The sequence below is a fragment of the Mycobacterium sp. 1274761.0 genome (genome assembly GCF_001668615.1).
Taxonomy (GTDB): domain Bacteria; phylum Actinomycetota; class Actinomycetes; order Mycobacteriales; family Mycobacteriaceae; genus Mycobacterium.
Map to the genome: position 1 here is coordinate 1 of NZ_LZMC01000076.1, position 15,208 is coordinate 15,208.

The 15,208-nt window shown below is 67.4% G+C and carries 14 protein-coding genes; 11 read left to right on the forward strand and 3 right to left on the reverse strand.

Annotated features, from left to right (window positions below; all coding sequences use genetic code 11):
* Positions 1-286 precede the first annotated feature (286 nt).
* Positions 287-724: a hypothetical protein gene (locus tag A5651_RS16225; protein ID WP_066982779.1), complete on the forward strand. Its 438-nt coding sequence runs from the start codon at positions 287-289 to the stop codon at positions 722-724.
* Between the two features lie 24 nt (positions 725-748).
* Here the strand turns inward: A5651_RS16225 and A5651_RS16230 are convergent, their stop codons facing one another.
* Entirely contained in the window at positions 749-1,789 is a 1,041-nt protein-coding gene (locus A5651_RS16230) for an LLM class F420-dependent oxidoreductase (protein ID WP_066982782.1), read from the reverse strand.
* A 54-nt stretch (positions 1,790-1,843) separates the two neighbouring features.
* Positions 1,844-2,689, reverse strand: coding sequence for a hypothetical protein (locus A5651_RS16235; protein ID WP_066982785.1), 846 nt, complete (start codon positions 2,687-2,689; stop codon positions 1,844-1,846).
* 357 nt (positions 2,690-3,046) lie between these two features.
* Between A5651_RS16235 and glmS the strand changes: the two genes are divergently transcribed.
* Positions 3,047-4,915 (forward strand): glutamine--fructose-6-phosphate transaminase (isomerizing), encoded by a 1,869-nt coding sequence (gene glmS / locus A5651_RS16240; RefSeq protein WP_066982788.1) that lies wholly within the window; start codon positions 3,047-3,049, stop codon positions 4,913-4,915.
* An 18-nt stretch (positions 4,916-4,933) separates the two neighbouring features.
* The gene (locus tag A5651_RS25475) at positions 4,934-5,080 is read left to right on the forward strand and encodes a hypothetical protein (protein WP_156662984.1); all 147 of its coding nucleotides are present in this window, start codon (positions 4,934-4,936) and stop codon (positions 5,078-5,080) included.
* A gap of 6 nt (positions 5,081-5,086) precedes the next feature.
* Here the strand turns inward: A5651_RS25475 and A5651_RS16245 are convergent, their stop codons facing one another.
* Positions 5,087-6,649, reverse strand: a complete 1,563-nt coding sequence (locus A5651_RS16245; RefSeq protein ID WP_231988717.1) for a Na+/H+ antiporter — start codon at positions 6,647-6,649, stop codon at positions 5,087-5,089.
* Positions 6,650-6,785: 136 nt separating this feature from the next.
* Between A5651_RS16245 and A5651_RS16250 the strand changes: the two genes are divergently transcribed.
* The 8 genes from A5651_RS16250 (at position 6,786) to tsaD (ending at position 14,978) form a co-directional block, all read left to right on the forward strand.
* The gene (locus A5651_RS16250) at positions 6,786-8,207 is read left to right on the forward strand and encodes a bifunctional ADP-dependent NAD(P)H-hydrate dehydratase/NAD(P)H-hydrate epimerase (RefSeq protein ID WP_066982791.1); all 1,422 of its coding nucleotides are present in this window, start codon (positions 6,786-6,788) and stop codon (positions 8,205-8,207) included.
* Positions 8,208-8,225: 18 nt separating this feature from the next.
* Positions 8,226-9,608: a glutamate decarboxylase gene (locus tag A5651_RS16255; RefSeq protein ID WP_066982794.1), complete on the forward strand. Its 1,383-nt coding sequence runs from the start codon at positions 8,226-8,228 to the stop codon at positions 9,606-9,608.
* On the forward strand, positions 9,605-11,113 hold the full coding sequence (locus A5651_RS16260) for an NAD(P)/FAD-dependent oxidoreductase (RefSeq protein WP_082943806.1): 1,509 nt from the start codon (positions 9,605-9,607) through the stop codon (positions 11,111-11,113). The genes A5651_RS16255 and A5651_RS16260 overlap by 4 nt, the downstream gene beginning before the upstream one ends.
* 110 nt (positions 11,114-11,223) lie before the next feature.
* Positions 11,224-12,408 carry an alanine racemase gene (gene alr, locus A5651_RS16265; RefSeq protein WP_066982797.1) on the forward strand — a complete coding sequence of 395 codons (1,185 nt, stop codon included), beginning with the start codon at positions 11,224-11,226 and terminating at the stop codon, positions 12,406-12,408.
* A complete protein-coding gene (gene tsaE, locus A5651_RS16270; protein WP_066982800.1) occupies positions 12,401-12,865 on the forward strand; it encodes a tRNA (adenosine(37)-N6)-threonylcarbamoyltransferase complex ATPase subunit type 1 TsaE in 465 nt (154 codons plus the stop codon). Before alr ends, tsaE begins: the two co-directional genes overlap by 8 nt.
* The gene (tsaB, locus tag A5651_RS16275; protein WP_066982803.1) at positions 12,862-13,497 is read left to right on the forward strand and encodes a tRNA (adenosine(37)-N6)-threonylcarbamoyltransferase complex dimerization subunit type 1 TsaB; all 636 of its coding nucleotides are present in this window, start codon (positions 12,862-12,864) and stop codon (positions 13,495-13,497) included. The genes tsaE and tsaB overlap by 4 nt, the downstream gene beginning before the upstream one ends.
* Positions 13,494-13,955 (forward strand): ribosomal protein S18-alanine N-acetyltransferase, encoded by a 462-nt coding sequence (gene rimI / locus A5651_RS16280; protein ID WP_066982806.1) that lies wholly within the window; start codon positions 13,494-13,496, stop codon positions 13,953-13,955. The genes tsaB and rimI overlap by 4 nt, the downstream gene beginning before the upstream one ends.
* Positions 13,956-14,978, forward strand: a complete 1,023-nt coding sequence (tsaD, locus tag A5651_RS16285) for a tRNA (adenosine(37)-N6)-threonylcarbamoyltransferase complex transferase subunit TsaD (RefSeq protein ID WP_066982809.1) — start codon at positions 13,956-13,958, stop codon at positions 14,976-14,978. It abuts the gene before it with no gap.
* Positions 14,979-15,208 lie beyond the last annotated feature (230 nt).

A 15,208-nucleotide genomic window follows, 5' to 3' on the forward strand; every position in this document is an offset into this window, starting at 1 on the left:
CAAGCGAGGGCATCGCCGGGGTGGTGGTCGCGGGAGCCATTCCGGCCGGCATAGTGGCGGGCGGCCCCGCAACAACCCGTCGTTGAGCCCCCGCCAGACGTCGAGGCGTTGGGCGCCAGGACTCCGTGCGAGATTGCCGCCGACGAGCTTCCTCAAGCAGGCCCGTAATCGCCTACCTGCGAAAGCCTGTGAGCTAAAGAGGAATACGTCAATCGCGTCACGAGGTCAATCGCGAAGCGATTTCCATTATGCTGCGCTCGTAATACTCGAGGACGGGGATGGCGCGATGGTGACAGCAGCTCGGATCAATTACGAGCAGACCGGTGCGACTGTCTTGGAGCATTTCCGAGACGAGGTGGTACTGAAGCTGAAGCTCGACAACCAGATCGCAAGACGTGCCGGGGGCGACTGGGTCATCACAGCGCGGGTCCTCATCAAAAACAACGACGATTCTCCGCAAGTCGCCGAAGCGAAGCTCGCGTATACGCGACCTGACGAGGACGGCAATCAGATTCCGGTCGAGATTGACAAGCTGCGATTGTTCATCGACAAGTACGCCACCGAATGCCTCCATTTGCAAACCGTTTACAGCAACATGTCGTTCGAAGGCCACGACTATGACGATTGGGTCTATCTTCTGTGCAACACGTACCGCGGTTGGGCCGAGAGTCCCAGCATGATTGGCATCAGCGTCGAAGCGATCACCTATGAGAATGAACCGTGAAGCCTCAGCTAACAGCTCACGCCGTCATGGCAGCAGCCCCTGCAGCTCCTCGACAAACCGGACGGACTCGCGGCGGTCTCCACTCAACGGGTGCACCAGCAGGGTCGTCACCCCGGCCTCCGCGTAGGCGGCGACGCGCTCCTTGACGAAACCCTTTGGCCCGATGAGGGATACGTGGCGCACCAATTCGTCGGGCACTGCGTCGATGGCTTCCGTCTTCTGGCCGGACAAGTAGAGATCCTGAATCCGATCGGCCACTTCGCCGAACCCGTAGCGGGTCGCCAGGTTGTGATAGAAATTCTTGCCGCGGGCACCCATCCCGCCGATGTACAGCGCCAGTTGCGGTTTGGCCCATGCCAGCCGATCCTCGACGTCATCGCCGATGGCCAAGGTGGCGCTCACCATGACGTCGAGTGGACCAAGTGCAGGGTCGCGCTTGGCCATGCCCGAGCGCAGCGCGGGACCCCACGCCTCGTCGGCCTTTTCCGGATAGAAGAACACCGGCTGCCAACCCTCGGCGATCTCGGCGGTCAGCTCGACGTTCTTCGGGCCGAGTGCCGCAATGGTGATCGGAATGCGGTCGCGGACAGGGTGATTGATGAGATGCAGCGGCTTGCCAAGGCCGGTACCGCGGTCGTGGGGTAGGGGTATCTGGTAGTGCTTGCCGTCGAATTGGACGTTCTCGCGGCGCCACACCTGTCTGCAGATCTCGACGACTTCGCGCGTGCGGCCCAGCGGCGCGTCGAACGGAACGCCGTGATAGCCCTCGATTACCTGCGGCCCGGAGGTGCCGATGCCCAGCCGGAACCGACCGTCGGACACGTAATCGAGCCCCGCGGCCGTCATCGCCAGCAGCGACGGCGTGCGAACGTAGATGGGCACGACGCCGGAGCCCAACTCGATGCGCGACGTCTTCGCGGCAAGGAACCCCAGCTGGCTGATCGCGTCGAACGAATAGGCCTCCGCCACCAACGCGATGTCGACGCCGACCTTCTCGAGCTCGGCTACCTCGTCGACCGCCTCGAGAAAGCCGCCGGCGTAGTTCAGGAAGATTCCCGTGCGCATCCACACGTTATACACCCAACCGGTTGGTTGGCCAGAACCGGGGCCGCCACCGTGTCAGGGCTTCAGCAGGGCGACAACCTTGTTCTCGAGGTCGACCGGATCGTCGGCGAACGGATCCATGGTCGCCGCCTTGGGTAGTGCGACCTCGGGGTCGGCGAAGTCACGGTAGGTCTTGTCGCCGGCCAACGTGTGCAGCAGGTAGCCCGTCATCAGCGCGCGGACCGTGCGCTGCGTGCCGCGGTCGGCACCCGGCAGGCCGACCAATCGTGCCAGGCCGCGCCCTTCGACCACCCCGCCGGCCTTCACCTTCGGCATCGAGCGCAGCGTCGCCGGTTTCCACGCCCGTGCCAGCTCCACGGCATTCGATCGCAATGTCATCGGGTCGCCGGGATCGGTGAGGATCAGCCCCGGTACACCGAGCGTCGCCACCGCCTCCTCGGCCCGCGGCTGGGTCACGCTCGGGAAAGCCGCCAGTACGGCCTTCGGCTTCGCGGGCATTCCCGCGGCGGCGAACACCGCCGCCGAGGCGCCGAAGCCGTGGCCGGCCAACCCGAGCTTGGCCGGATGCACGCTGATTTTCCCGTCACCCAGTCGAACCCCGGCGATGATGTCGAGCGTCGTGCCGAGATCGAACGCCAGGTTCAACACCGACGGCGCGATGCCCTTCTCGGTGTCGGGCGCCGCTGCGACGATTCCCCACGATGCGAGGTGCTCGAGCGTGCCCGTATAGCGCTCGACTCCGGTGACCCACTCGTGGCCGAAGGCCACGCCGGGCATGTTGAATCCCGACTCGGGGGTGTAGACAACGCCGCGCAACCCGGCGAAGGACAGATCGCCACGCAAGACTCGGTGCGGACCACGCCGTTTCAAGGCGGCGAAGAGCTTCTTGGTGCCGGCCACCCGTCGACCGTAGCCCACCGCCCGGTCAACACGGTCAGCTATGCGCTGGCGGTGATCACGTGGTGTGCGCTGGGCGATCGTTGGGGCGCGCCGTGTGGCTCGCTACGCCGAGGACTCCGACGCGTTGTTCGGTGTCGCGCCCTGGCTTCCCGCCCTAGTACTTCGCGTTCGGTGTCGCGGTCGCGCTGCTCGCCGAAGTCTGCTCTCTGCGCCCCACGTTTCTCCGGGGGGTCGAGCGGCAACCCAAAACGATGGACGATATTCGCCATATCTGGATGACGATGCATTAGTTGCAGGCTAAGCGAAGGGTGTCGATGAAGATGATGTTAGCTGGATAGTCGTCTACGCTGGATACCTATGTGTGGGATCGTCGGCTACGTCGGTACGCGGGACGCATGCGCCGTCGTCGTCGACGCGTTACGCCGGATGGAATACCGCGGCTACGACTCCTCTGGTGTGGCGCTGCTCGACGGTGCTGGCGGTCTGACCGTCGAGCGCCGCGCCGGCCGACTGGCCAACCTCGAGGCCGCACTGGCCGAAACGGATACCGCCAGCCTCGCCGGCAGCACCGGCCTCGGCCACACGCGGTGGGCCACCCACGGGCGGCCGACCGACCGCAACGCCCACCCGCACCGCGACACGACGGGCAAGATCGCCGTCGTACATAACGGCATCATCGAGAACTACGCCGGGCTGCGCCGCGAGCTCGAAGCCGACGGGGTCGAATTCGCCAGCGACACCGACACCGAGGTCGCCGTGCACCTCGTCTCCCGCGCGTACCGAACCGGTGATACCGCAGGCGATTTCACAAAGTCCGTCTTTGCGGTGCTGCCGCGGCTGGAGGGCCACTTCACGCTGGTGTTCGCCAACGCCGATGAGGCCGGCACCATCGTCGCCGCCCGTCGCTCCACGCCATTGGTGGTCGGCGTCGGCGACGGCGAGATGTTCGTCGGCTCCGATGTCGCGGCGTTCATCGAGCACACCCGCGACGCCGTCGAGCTCGGCCAGGATCAGGCCGTGGTGGTCACCGCCGACGGCTATCAGATCACCGATTTCCACGGCCATCCAGACGACGCGAGTGCCCGGCCGTTTCACATCGACTGGGATCTCTCGGCCGCCGAGAAGGGCGGCTATGAGTACTTCATGCTCAAGGAGATCGCCGAGCAGCCCGCCGCCGTCGCCGACACCCTGCTCGGGCACTTCGTCGACGGCCGCATCGTGCTCGACGAGCAGCGCCTCTCCGATCAGGAACTGCGCGAGATCGACAAGGTCTTCATCGTCGCCTGCGGCACGGCGTATCACTCCGGGCTGCTGGCCAAGTACGCGATCGAGCACTGGACGAGGCTGCCCGTCGAGGCCGAACTCGCCAGCGAGTTCCGCTACCGCGACCCCGTGCTGGACCGCAGCACGCTGGTGATCGCCATCTCGCAGTCGGGCGAAACCGCCGACACGCTCGAGGCGGTCCGGCACGCTAAGGAGCAGAAGGCCAAGGTGCTGGCCATCTGCAACACCAACGGCAGCCAGATCCCGCGCGAATGCGACGCGGTGCTCTACACCCGCGCCGGGCCCGAGATCGGCGTCGCGTCCACCAAGACGTTCCTGGCGCAGATCGCAGCCAACTATCTCGTCGGCCTGGCGCTCGCGCAGGCCCGCGGCACCAAATACCCCGACGAGGTGGAGCGCGAGTACCGCGAGCTGGAAGCGATGCCCGAACTCGTCAAACGCGTGCTGGCCACCGTCGACCCGGTGTCCGCACTGGCGCACCGATTCGCGCAATCGCAGACGGTGTTGTTCCTCGGCCGACACGTCGGCTACCCGGTCGCCCTCGAAGGCGCGCTGAAGCTCAAGGAGCTGGCGTACATGCACGCCGAGGGGTTTGCCGCGGGCGAGCTGAAGCACGGCCCGATCGCGTTGATCGAGGACGGTCTTCCGGTGATCGTGGTGATGCCGTCGCCGAAGGGCTCGGCGACGCTGCACGCCAAATTGCTGTCAAACATCCGCGAGATCCAGGCCCGCGGCGCGCTGACCATCGTGATCGCTGAGGAGGGCGACGACACAGTGCGGCCGTATGCTGACCATCTGATCGAGATCCCCGCGGTGTCAACGCTTTTCCAGCCACTGTTGTCGACGATCCCGCTGCAGGTGTTCGCCGCCGGAGTGGCCCAAGCCCGCGGCTACGACGTGGACAAGCCGCGTAACCTGGCCAAGTCGGTCACCGTCGAGTAGCGAATGGAGGTTCATACGGTGAGCTCTGATGGTCCTGACGCCCGCGCGCGCCATGAACCGACCGACGCGTTCCAGAACTTCATCGAGGAGCGCTACGGCGAATGGGAGCAGGAGTTCGGCGAGGACGTCAACGCTCGACGCACGACGTCTTTCGACCCGAAGTAACAGCAGCTACTGCGGCTGGCTGCCGCGCGCGTCGAGTTGGCGCAGCACCCTGTCGGCGATCGTCGGATCGGTTCCCGATTCGGCGCGACTCTCGACGACGGCATCCCTGGCGGCGGTCAACAGTTCGTCTTTGACAGCGTTGACGGTGTACGCGTCGCCGGCGCGGCCGGTTTCGGCGTCTTGGTCATCGGGCGTGAACCCCAGGGAATGCCACATCCGGTCGGCGTTTTCCCGCGCTTGCTCGAGGACCTCGCCGTCGACACAACCTTGCTCGTGCATCTCGTCGAGACGTTGAAAACCCGCGGTTCTCGCGCGTCGGATCAGCTCCTGTTCAGCCTCCCGACGTTCGTCGGCCGACGCGCTCACGCCGAGACGTTTGACCAACCACGGCAGCGTCAGCCCCTGCAGCAGCAGCGTGACCGCGATGACGACGAACGCGACGAAGATCAGCCGATCGCGTTCGGGAAAGTTCGGCGGTAGCGCCAGCGCGGCCACCAGCGTCACTACGCCGCGCATGCCCGCCCACGACGCAACGGTCATCTCGCGCCATCCGGCGGGTTCAGCGAGGTTCGGGTTGCGTCTGCGGCGCGCCTTCTCATCAATGGTGGCCACGGCGAAGATCCACACGAAACGGACGACGATCACCACGGCGGTCACGATCGCCGCTTGCCCGATCAACGTGTGCAACTGACCTTCCACTTGCCCGGCTACCGCCCGCAACTCCAGGCCGACGAAGGCGAACGCCGCCCCGGTGACCAGGAGTTCGACGATTTCCCACGTGGTGTTTGATACCAGCCGGGTCTGCGAAGATTCGGCGTCGCCGTACCGGCTGAGGGCCAGCGCGACGGTGACGACCGCCAGCACCCCGCTGCCGTGCGCGGCGTCGGCGGCGCTGTAGGCGGCGAACGGGATCAACAGCACCAGCGCGCTGCCTGCCGGATGCGCGGGTAGCTTCTTGATGAGCAGCCGGGCGATGCCGGCCATGACGAAGCCGACCGCAACCCCGACCACCACGGCCACCGCGAGAGTGCCGCCGCCGCGCCACGGCGAGAACTGCCCCGTCAGGGCGCCTGTGACCGCGACTTCGTACAGCACTAGGGCGGTGGCGTCGTTCGAGAGCCCTTCACCCTCGAGGATGGTCCGCAACCGACGCGGCAGCCCCAATTTCTGCGCGACGGCGGTCGCGGCGACGGGGTCAGGCGGCGCCACCGCCGCGCCGAGCGCCAGCGCGGCGATCAGCGGCAACCCCGGAACCAGCGCCTGCAGAGTCGACCCGACCGCAAACGCGGTCACCGCGACCAAGGCGACCGCGAGGAGGGCGATCGGTCTGCGGTTGTCCAGAAACTCCCGCCACGATGTGCGGCGCGCGGCGGCGAACAACAGCGGCGGCAGAACCAGCGGCAGCAGCAATTCCGGATTGAACGGCGGCAACGCCGCTCGGGGAATGAACGCGAGCGCCAGGCCAAACACAAGCAGCAGGACCGGATACGGCACGGCGAGACGACCGGCGACCGGGGCAAGTACGACCGTCGCCACCATCAGCACCAGAAGCAGCGTCAACGCAGCCAAGCGGCAATATCTCCCGTCCTGCCATGAATGTGAACCGCCTGGGTGGATTCCCGTTATCCCCGGTCTGAATCCGGGCGGCATATAACGTGAGGGTGATCCGCGTCGCAGCGGGGAAGCTTGAGCGGAACGGGGGCTGATGCGGTACTACTACTCCGCAGACGCGATCCGTGCGGCCGAAGCCCCGCTGCTGGCTTCGTTGCCAGACGGTGCGCTCATGCGGCGGGCGGCCAACGGACTGGCCACCGCGATCGCGGGGGAGTTGGTGGTGCGCACCGGCGGCATCTCCGGCCGGTCGGTCTGTGCGGTCGTCGGATCCGGCGACAACGGCGGCGACGCGCTGTGGGCCGCGACACTGCTGCGCCGCCGTGGCGTATCGGCGACGGCCGTCCTGCTCGATCCGGAACGCGCACACGCGAAAGGGCTCGCGGCGTTCCGCAAGGCGGGGGGCCGAATCGTGCACGCCGTGCCCGCGAGGGCCGATCTGGTCATCGACGGGGTCGTCGGCATCTCGGGCTCGGGACCGCTGCGACCGGCCGCAGCGGAGGTGTTCGCCGCCGTCGACGACGCCGACATCCCGGTGGTGGCCGTGGACATCCCCAGCGGGGTTGGCGTGGACACCGGTGCGGTCGACGGGCCGGCCGTGCATGCGGCGCTGACCGTGACATTCGGAGGCCTGAAACCCGTTCACGCACTGGGTGACTGCGGCCGCGTCGAGCTGGTGGACATCGGCCTGGACCTGCCGCTGTCCGACGTCGTGAGTTTCGACGCGGCCGACGTCGCCGCCCGCTGGCCGATGCCCGGGCCGAAAGACGACAAATACACCCAGGGCGTCACCGGCATTCTGGCGGGCTCAGCGACGTATCCTGGTGCGGCCGTGCTGTGCACCGGTGCAGCGGTGGCGGCCACCTCCGGCATGGTCCGCTACGCGGGAAGCGCTGCGCAGCAAGTACTTTCGCACTGGCCCGAGGTCATCGCGTCGCCTAGCCCGGCCTCGGCGGGCCGGGTGCAGGCGTGGGCCGTCGGCCCGGGCCTGGGCACCGACGACGTCGGGGCGTCGGCGCTGTGGTTCGCACTCGACAGCGGCCTTCCGGTGATCGTCGACGCCGACGGGCTGACGATCCTTGCCGCCCATCCCGACCTACTCGCCAACCGTGCGGCGCCGACGGTGCTCACCCCGCATGCGGGGGAGTTCGCGCGACTGGCCGGCTCACCGCCGGGCGACGACCGCATCGCCGCCACTCGCAGGCTGGCCGACCGGTTTGGCGCGACGGTTCTCCTCAAAGGCAACGTCACGGTCATCGCCGAACCCGGTGGGCCGGTTTACCTCAGCCCGGCGGGTCAGTCGTGGGCGGCCACGGCGGGGTCGGGCGATGTGTTGGCCGGCATCATCGGCGCGCTGCTCGCTGCCGGCCTGCCCGCCGGTGAAGCCGCGGCCGCCGCAGCCTTCGTGCACGCGCGGGCAGCCAACCTGTCGGCGGCCGACCCGGGCCCGCGCCCTGCCCCCACCTCCGCGTCGCGCATCCTGCACCACGTCCGCACCGCAATCGCCCGCCTGTAACAGTCGAAAGGACTTTCCATGCCGCCCAAGCGTTCCCACGGCCCGCAGGTCGCACCGGCATACACCGGGCGGTTGGCGATGGCGCCCGTTCCATCGCTGCGGATGCCCGATGATGCCATGGACCCTGACGCCGCCTACCGGTTCATCCACGACGAGCTGATGCTCGACGGCAGCTCGCGGCTGAACCTGGCGACGTTCGTCACCACATGGATGGACCCGCAGGCCGAGAAGCTGATGGCCGAGACCTTCGACAAGAACATGATCGACAAGGACGAATACCCGGCCACCGCAGCCATTGAGGCCCGCTGTGTGTCGATGGTCGCCGACCTGTTCCACGCCGAGGGGTTGCGCGACGACGATCCCTCAAGCGCGACAGGGGTTTCCACGATCGGATCCAGCGAAGCGGTGATGCTGGCGGGACTCGCGCTGAGCTGGAGGTGGCGCCAACGCATCGGCGAGAACTGGCGCTCGCGTCGGCCCAACCTGGTGATGGGCTCCAACGTCCAAGTGGTGTGGGAGAAGTTCTGCCGTTACTTCGACGTCGAGCCGCGGTACCTGCCAATGGAAAAGGGGCGCTACGTCATCACCCCCGAGCAGGTGCTCGAGAATATCGACGAGGACACCATCGGCGTGGTCGCGATCCTCGGCACCACCTTCACGGGCGAGCTCGAGCCGATCGCTGAGGTCTGCGCTGCGCTGGACAAGTTGGCCGCCGACGGCGGACTCGACATTCCTGTGCACGTCGACGCGGCCAGCGGCGGTTTCGTCGTTCCGTTCCTGCACCCCGACCTCGTGTGGGACTTCCGGCTGCCGCGGGTGGTGTCGATCAACGTGAGCGGACACAAGTACGGGCTGACCTATCCCGGTATCGGATTCGTGGTGTGGCGCAACGCCGACCATCTCCCCGAAGAGCTCGTCTTCCGGGTGAACTACCTCGGCGGCGACATGCCGACCTTCACGTTGAATTTCTCCAGGCCCGGCAATCAGGTTGTGGGCCAGTACTACAACTTCCTACGGCTGGGACGCGAGGGCTACGGGCAGGTGATGGGCTGCCTGTCGCAGACCGCGCGGTGGCTCGGCGATCAATTGCGCGACAGCGAGCATTTCGAGCTGATCTCCGACGGGTCGGCCATCCCGGTCGTCAGCTTCCGGCTGAAGGGCGACCCTGGCTACACCGAATTCGACGTCTCGCATGCGCTGCGGTCATTCGGTTGGCAAGTACCCGCCTACACCATGCCGGAGAACGCCACCGATATCACCGTGCTGCGCATCGTCGTTCGCGAGGGCTTCTCGATGGACCTGGCGCGCGCCTTGCGGGATGACACCATCACCGCTCTGCGCCATCTCGACGAGCTGAAGCCCGGCGGTCACTTCGACGAGCTGCAGCCGTTCGCGCACTGACCGTGACTCGCCGTTATCTGGCCGGTCGGGCGGTGGCGCTCACGCGTCGCAGGCCTGCACCGCGGGTGGTGATCATTGGCGCCGGCTTCGGCGGCCTGGCCGCCGCGGTGGCGTTGCGGCGCAGAGGTATTGACGATCTACGGATCGTCGAGCGCAGCGACGGAGTCGGGGGCACCTGGCGGCGCAACGTCTACCCCGGTGCTGCGTGTGACATCGGCAGCCATCTGTACTCGTTCTCATTCGCGCCGAATCGGACGTGGAGCCGCACCTACCCCCGCCAACCGGAGATTCTGGCTTACCTGGAGGCGGTCGCCGACGACTTTGACCTCCGCCGGCACCTCGTGCTCAACACCGAAGTCCGGCGCGTGGTGTGGCAGTCCGACGCGTTCCGCTGGACCGTGGAGCTCGCCGACGGCGATACGGTCAGCGCCGACGTCGTCGTCAGCGCGGTCGGATTGTTCGGCCCGGCACGGATTCCCGCCATCGACGGCCTCGCCGATTTCGGCGGCGCGCTGATGCACACCGCGCAATGGGACGCCGCCGTCGACTTGACCGGTAAGCGGGTTGCGGTGATCGGTACCGGCGCCAGCGGTGTACAAGTCATCCCCGAACTTGCCGACGTGGCAGGACATTTGACCGTGTTCCAGCGCACGCCGCCATGGATGGTGCCCAAGGACGACCGCGCCTACACCGCAGAGGAACTGGCGCGATACCGACGGCTGCCGTGGGCGTCATGGCGCGAACGGTGGCGGCTGTGGAAGTTTCACCACGACAACACCGGGCTGACGCCTGACCATCCGCGGCTGACCGCCGCACAGGGGCTTTCGGAGGGGTTCCTGCACAAGCACGTCGCCGACGACCGCCTGCGCGACGCGCTGACCCCGCGCTACCCGTTCCGCTGCAAGCGGGTGCTGCTCGGCGAAACCTTCTACACCGCACTGCAACGCGACCACGTCGACCTCGTCACCGATCCGATCTGTGGGGTCACGAACTCGGCGATCGTCACCGCCGCCGGATCGATGGTCGAGGTCGACGCGATCGTGCTCGCGACGGGTTTCGAAACCAGCAGCTACCTGTCGGGGCTCGACGTGATCGGTGCCGATGGCTTGAGCCTCCACGAGCGCTGGGGCGGCGACCCCCAGGCCTTTCTCGGCGTGGCGGTCAGCGGGTTTCCGAACTTCTTCATGCTCTACGGGCCGAACACCAACCAGGGCGCCAACTCGATCATCTACGTCCTCGAGGCGGGCGCCCGTCTGGTCGCCAGCGCGGTCGGCCGGCTCGCGCGTCGCGGCGGCTTCCTCGAGGTCGACCCCACCGCCGAACGCCGGTTCAACGACAGGATCGTCGAGGAACTGGAGCAAACTATCTGGACACAATGCGACAGCTACTACCGGTCGCCCACCGGTCGCATCGTCACCCAGTGGCCCCGCTCGGAACTCGATTACGCCAGGGCGACGTGGCGGCTGCGGCCCGGCGACTGGGTGCACGGCGCCCGCGGCGGGTAGGCCGTCGCCGAGTCTGCAGACAGATCGCAATTAGTCCCTTATTCGCGATCTGTCTGCAGTTTCGGTGGCCGCAGCGGCGGTCTGGGACAATCGTCGGTGGTGACATGACAATGCCGACGACCGAACTGACAACCTCGCTGACGCCCAGCGCCAACGCGGAGGCGGTGGTGGACCTTGCGGCGATCGCACACAACGTCACGGTCCTGCGAGAGCGCGCCGGCTCGGCGCAGGTGATGGCCGTCGTAAAGGCCGACGGCTACGGCCACGGCGCCACCCCGGTGGCCCGGGCGGCGATCGCGGCGGGGGCGGCTCAGATCGGCGTCGCCACCATCGACGAGGCGCTGGCGCTGCGCCGCGACGGCATCACCGCGCCAGTGCTCGCATGGCTGCACCCGCCCGGCACCGATTTCGCTCCCGCGCTGCAGTCCAACATTCAGATCGCGGTCTCCTCGCCGCGCCAGTTGAATGAGCTGCTGGCCGCCGCCAAGCTCACCGGTGTCACCGCAGACGTCACCCTCAAGGTCGACACCGGGCTCAACCGAAACGGCGTCAGCGCCGCCGAATATCCCACGGTGCTCACCGCGCTGCGCCGCGCGGTCGCCGACGAGGCCATCCGGCTGCGGGGCATCATGTCTCACCTGGCCTACGGCGACGACCCCGAGAACCCCGTCAACGCGTTGCAGGCGCAGCGGCTGACCGACATGCGGGATCAAGCACGCGCCCAGGGAGTGCACTTCGAGATCGCGCACCTCTCCAATTCGCCTGCCGCGCTGACACGTCCGGACCTGAACTACGACATGATCCGGCCCGGCATCGCCATCTACGGGCTGAATCCCGTGCCGGAGTTCGGCGATCCCGGGTTGCGGCCCGCCATGACACTGAAATGTCCTGTGGCGCTGATCAGATCGATCCGCGCTGGCGAGGGCGTCTCCTACGGGCACACCTGGATAGCCGACCGCGATACCACGCTGGCGCTGCTGCCCGTCGGTTACGCCGACGGTGTTTTCCGCACCCTGAGCGGTCGGATGAGCGTGATGATCGACGGCAGGCTCCGCCCCAACGTCGGGCGCATCTGCATGGACCAGTTCGTCGTCGACCTGGGCCCCGACGCCGGCGACGTCCGTGAGGGCGACGAGGCGATCCTGTTCGGGCCGGGCACCAATGGGGAACCCACGGCACAGGATTGGGCCGACATGCTCGATACCATCCACTACGAGGTGGTCACCAGCCCGCGGGGGAGGGTCATCAGGACGTACCGGGGTACGACCGAAGACCGGGTCAGCCGCGATGGCTGACCAGGCGGGTACCGCCGAACTGCCCAGCGCAGAGGACACCAAGGCGCTCGGCGCCAAGCTCGGCGGCCAGTTGCGCGCGGGCGACGTTGTTGTGCTCTCGGGCCCGCTCGGTGCGGGAAAGACCGTGCTGGCCAAGGGAATCGCCGAAGCCATGGACGTCGACGGTCCCGTCACCTCGCCGACGTTCGTGTTGGCCAGGGTGCATCGGGCGCGACAGGACGGAGCACCGGCCATGGTGCACGTCGACATGTATCGGCTGCTCGACCACGAAGGCGCCGACCTGCTCGGGGAACTCGACTCGCTGGACCTCGATACCGATCTGGACGACGCCGTCGTCGTCGTCGAATGGGGCGAAGGCATCGTCGAACGGCTCTCCGAACGACACCTCGACATCCGCCTCGAGCGCTCGCCGGATACCGATGTGCGAACCGCGATTTGGCGTTGGACCGGTTCATGACCAACATCGTGCTCGCCATCGACACCGCCACGCCCGCAGTCGCCGCGGGTATCGTGCGCTGTGACGAGGACAGCATCGACGTGCTCGCTGAGCGCGTGACGGTGGATGCACGTGCGCACGCCGAACAGCTGACCCCCAACGTGCTGGCGGCGCTCGGCGACGCGGAGATTGCGGTGACCGACCTCAGCGCCGTCGTCGTCGGTTGCGGCCCAGGCCCGTTCACCGGTCTGCGCGTCGGGATGGCGACCGCCGCCGCCTACAGCCACGCCCTCGACATCCCGGTGTACGGCGTGTGCAGCCTCGACGCCATCGGCGTCGATACCGCGGGAGAGGTGCTGGTCGTAACCGACGCTCGTCGGCGCGAGGTGTACTGGGCGCACTACCGCGACGGCCTGCGCATCGACGGACCTGCAGTCAACGCGCCCGCCGATGTGCCGACCGATGTCGCCGCCGTGGCCGGATCCCCTGAACTCGCAGCGCTTTTCGCACTGCCGAGACAACCCGCAGTCTACCCGACAGCGTCCGGGCTCGTGCGTGCCGTCGACTGGGCTGCGCCTCCGCAGCCACTTGTTCCGCTCTACCTGCGCAGGCCGGATGCCAAGCCGCAGCCGGTCGCGCCGGTGACGTCATGATCGTCCGCCATGACGAGCTGGTGCCCGCCGATGCGCCGCGCTGCGCCGAGCTGGAGGCGCAGCTGTTCGAGGGTGACGACCCCTGGTCCGCGGCGGCGTTCCTGCGTGAGCTCGCCGCGCCGCACATCCACTATGTTGCGGCGCGCGCCGGCGACAAGCTCGTCGGCTACGCCGGTATCGCGCGCCTGGGCCGAAAGCAGCCCTACGAGTACGAGATTCACACCATCGGCGTCGACCCCGCGTTCCAAGGTCATGGTATCGGCAGGCAGATGCTGAACCGTCTGCTGGAGTTCGCCGGAGACGACACCGTCTACCTCGAAGTGCGCACCGACAACACCGCGGCGATCGCGATGTATTCCAGCGCCGGCTTCGTCAACGTCGGCCTGCGCAAGCGCTACTACCGGGTCAGCGGTGCCGACGCTTACACCATGCAACGTCGCACACGAGGGGACTCTTAGATGACGACCATCCTGGCCATCGAAAGTTCCTGTGACGAAACAGGAATCGGCATCGCCGAGCTGGCCGATGACGGAAGCGTGAGGTTGCTGGCCGACGAGGTCGCCTCCAGTGTCGACGAACACGTGAGGTTCGGCGGAGTCGTGCCCGAGATCGCGTCGCGTGCCCATCTAGAGGCGCTGGGACCCACCATGCGTCGCGCGCTCGACGCGGCCGGCATCACCAGGCCGGACGTCGTGGCGGCCACCATCGGCCCGGGGTTGGCGGGCGCCCTGCTGGTGGGTGTGGCGGCGGCCAAGGCATACGCCGTCGCCTGGCAGATACCGTTCTACGCCGTCAACCATCTCGGCGGTCACCTCGCCGCCGACGTCTACGATCATGGCCCGCTGCCCGAATGTGTCGGCCTACTGGTCTCCGGCGGCCATACTCACCTGCTGCATGTGCGGTCGCTGGCCGAGCCGATCGAAGAGCTCGGCAGCACCGTCGACGACGCGGCGGGCGAGGCGTATGACAAGGTGGCCCGACTGCTCGGGCTGGGCTACCCCGGCGGCAAGGTGCTCGACGAGCTGGCGCGTGAGGGCGACCGTGACGCGATCGTCTTTCCCCGCGGGATGACCGGGCCGCGCGATGATCCGTACGCCTTCAGCTTCTCCGGGCTCAAGACCGCGGTCGCCCGCTACGTCGAAAAAAACCCCGGCGCTTCGCAGGCCGATGTGGCGGCGGGCTTCCAGGAGGCCGTCGCCGATGTGCTCACCAAGAAGGCGGTGCGGGCCGCCACCGAGCTCGGGGTGTCGACGCTGCTGATCGCGGGCGGTGTGGCCGCGAACTCCCGGCTGCGGGAACTGGCCGAAGAGCGGTGCGCGGCAAATCGGTTGACGTTGCGGATCCCGCGGCCACGGCTGTGTACCGACAACGGCGCGATGATCGCCTCGTTCGCCGCACATCTGGTCGCCGCGGGCGCTGCCCCGTCGCCGCTCGATGTCGCCAGCGACCCCGGTCTGCCGGTGGTGAAAGGGCAGCTGTAGCCGCCTAACCTGGCGCGGGTCCACAACCCGCTGGTCAACGCCTATTTCTGCGATGTCCGTGTTCGCTACAGGAGATAGGCATGGGGCGCCCTTGAGTGCTAGCACTCTCATGTATAGAGTGCTAGGTGGCAGGCGGCCACGCCCTCGACCGGCACCCGCGACGACGGCGCGAGGGCACGGACGCATGCCAATACCACTAGAGCTGTGAAACCCGAACTACTGGAAGGGCT

Bases quoted from the DNA above. Each gene is read 5' to 3' on its own strand.
- A5651_RS16225 (WP_066982779.1), top strand. From the start codon at position 287: ATGGTGACAGCAGCTCGGATCAATTACGAGCAGACCGGTGCGACTGTC.
- rimI (WP_066982806.1), top strand. From the start codon at position 13,494: ATGATCGTCCGCCATGACGAGCTGGTGCCCGCCGATGCGCCGCGCTGC.
- A5651_RS16230 (WP_066982782.1), bottom strand. From the start codon at position 1,789: ATGCGCACGGGAATCTTCCTGAACTACGCCGGCGGCTTTCTCGAGGCG.
- tsaE (WP_066982800.1), top strand. From the start codon at position 12,401: ATGGCTGACCAGGCGGGTACCGCCGAACTGCCCAGCGCAGAGGACACC.
- tsaB (WP_066982803.1), top strand. From the start codon at position 12,862: ATGACCAACATCGTGCTCGCCATCGACACCGCCACGCCCGCAGTCGCC.
- glmS (WP_066982788.1), top strand. From the start codon at position 3,047: ATGTGTGGGATCGTCGGCTACGTCGGTACGCGGGACGCATGCGCCGTC.
- alr (WP_066982797.1), top strand. From the start codon at position 11,224: ATGCCGACGACCGAACTGACAACCTCGCTGACGCCCAGCGCCAACGCG.
- tsaD (WP_066982809.1), top strand. From the start codon at position 13,956: ATGACGACCATCCTGGCCATCGAAAGTTCCTGTGACGAAACAGGAATC.
- A5651_RS16250 (WP_066982791.1), top strand. From the start codon at position 6,786: ATGCGGTACTACTACTCCGCAGACGCGATCCGTGCGGCCGAAGCCCCG.
- A5651_RS16255 (WP_066982794.1), top strand. From the start codon at position 8,226: ATGCCGCCCAAGCGTTCCCACGGCCCGCAGGTCGCACCGGCATACACC.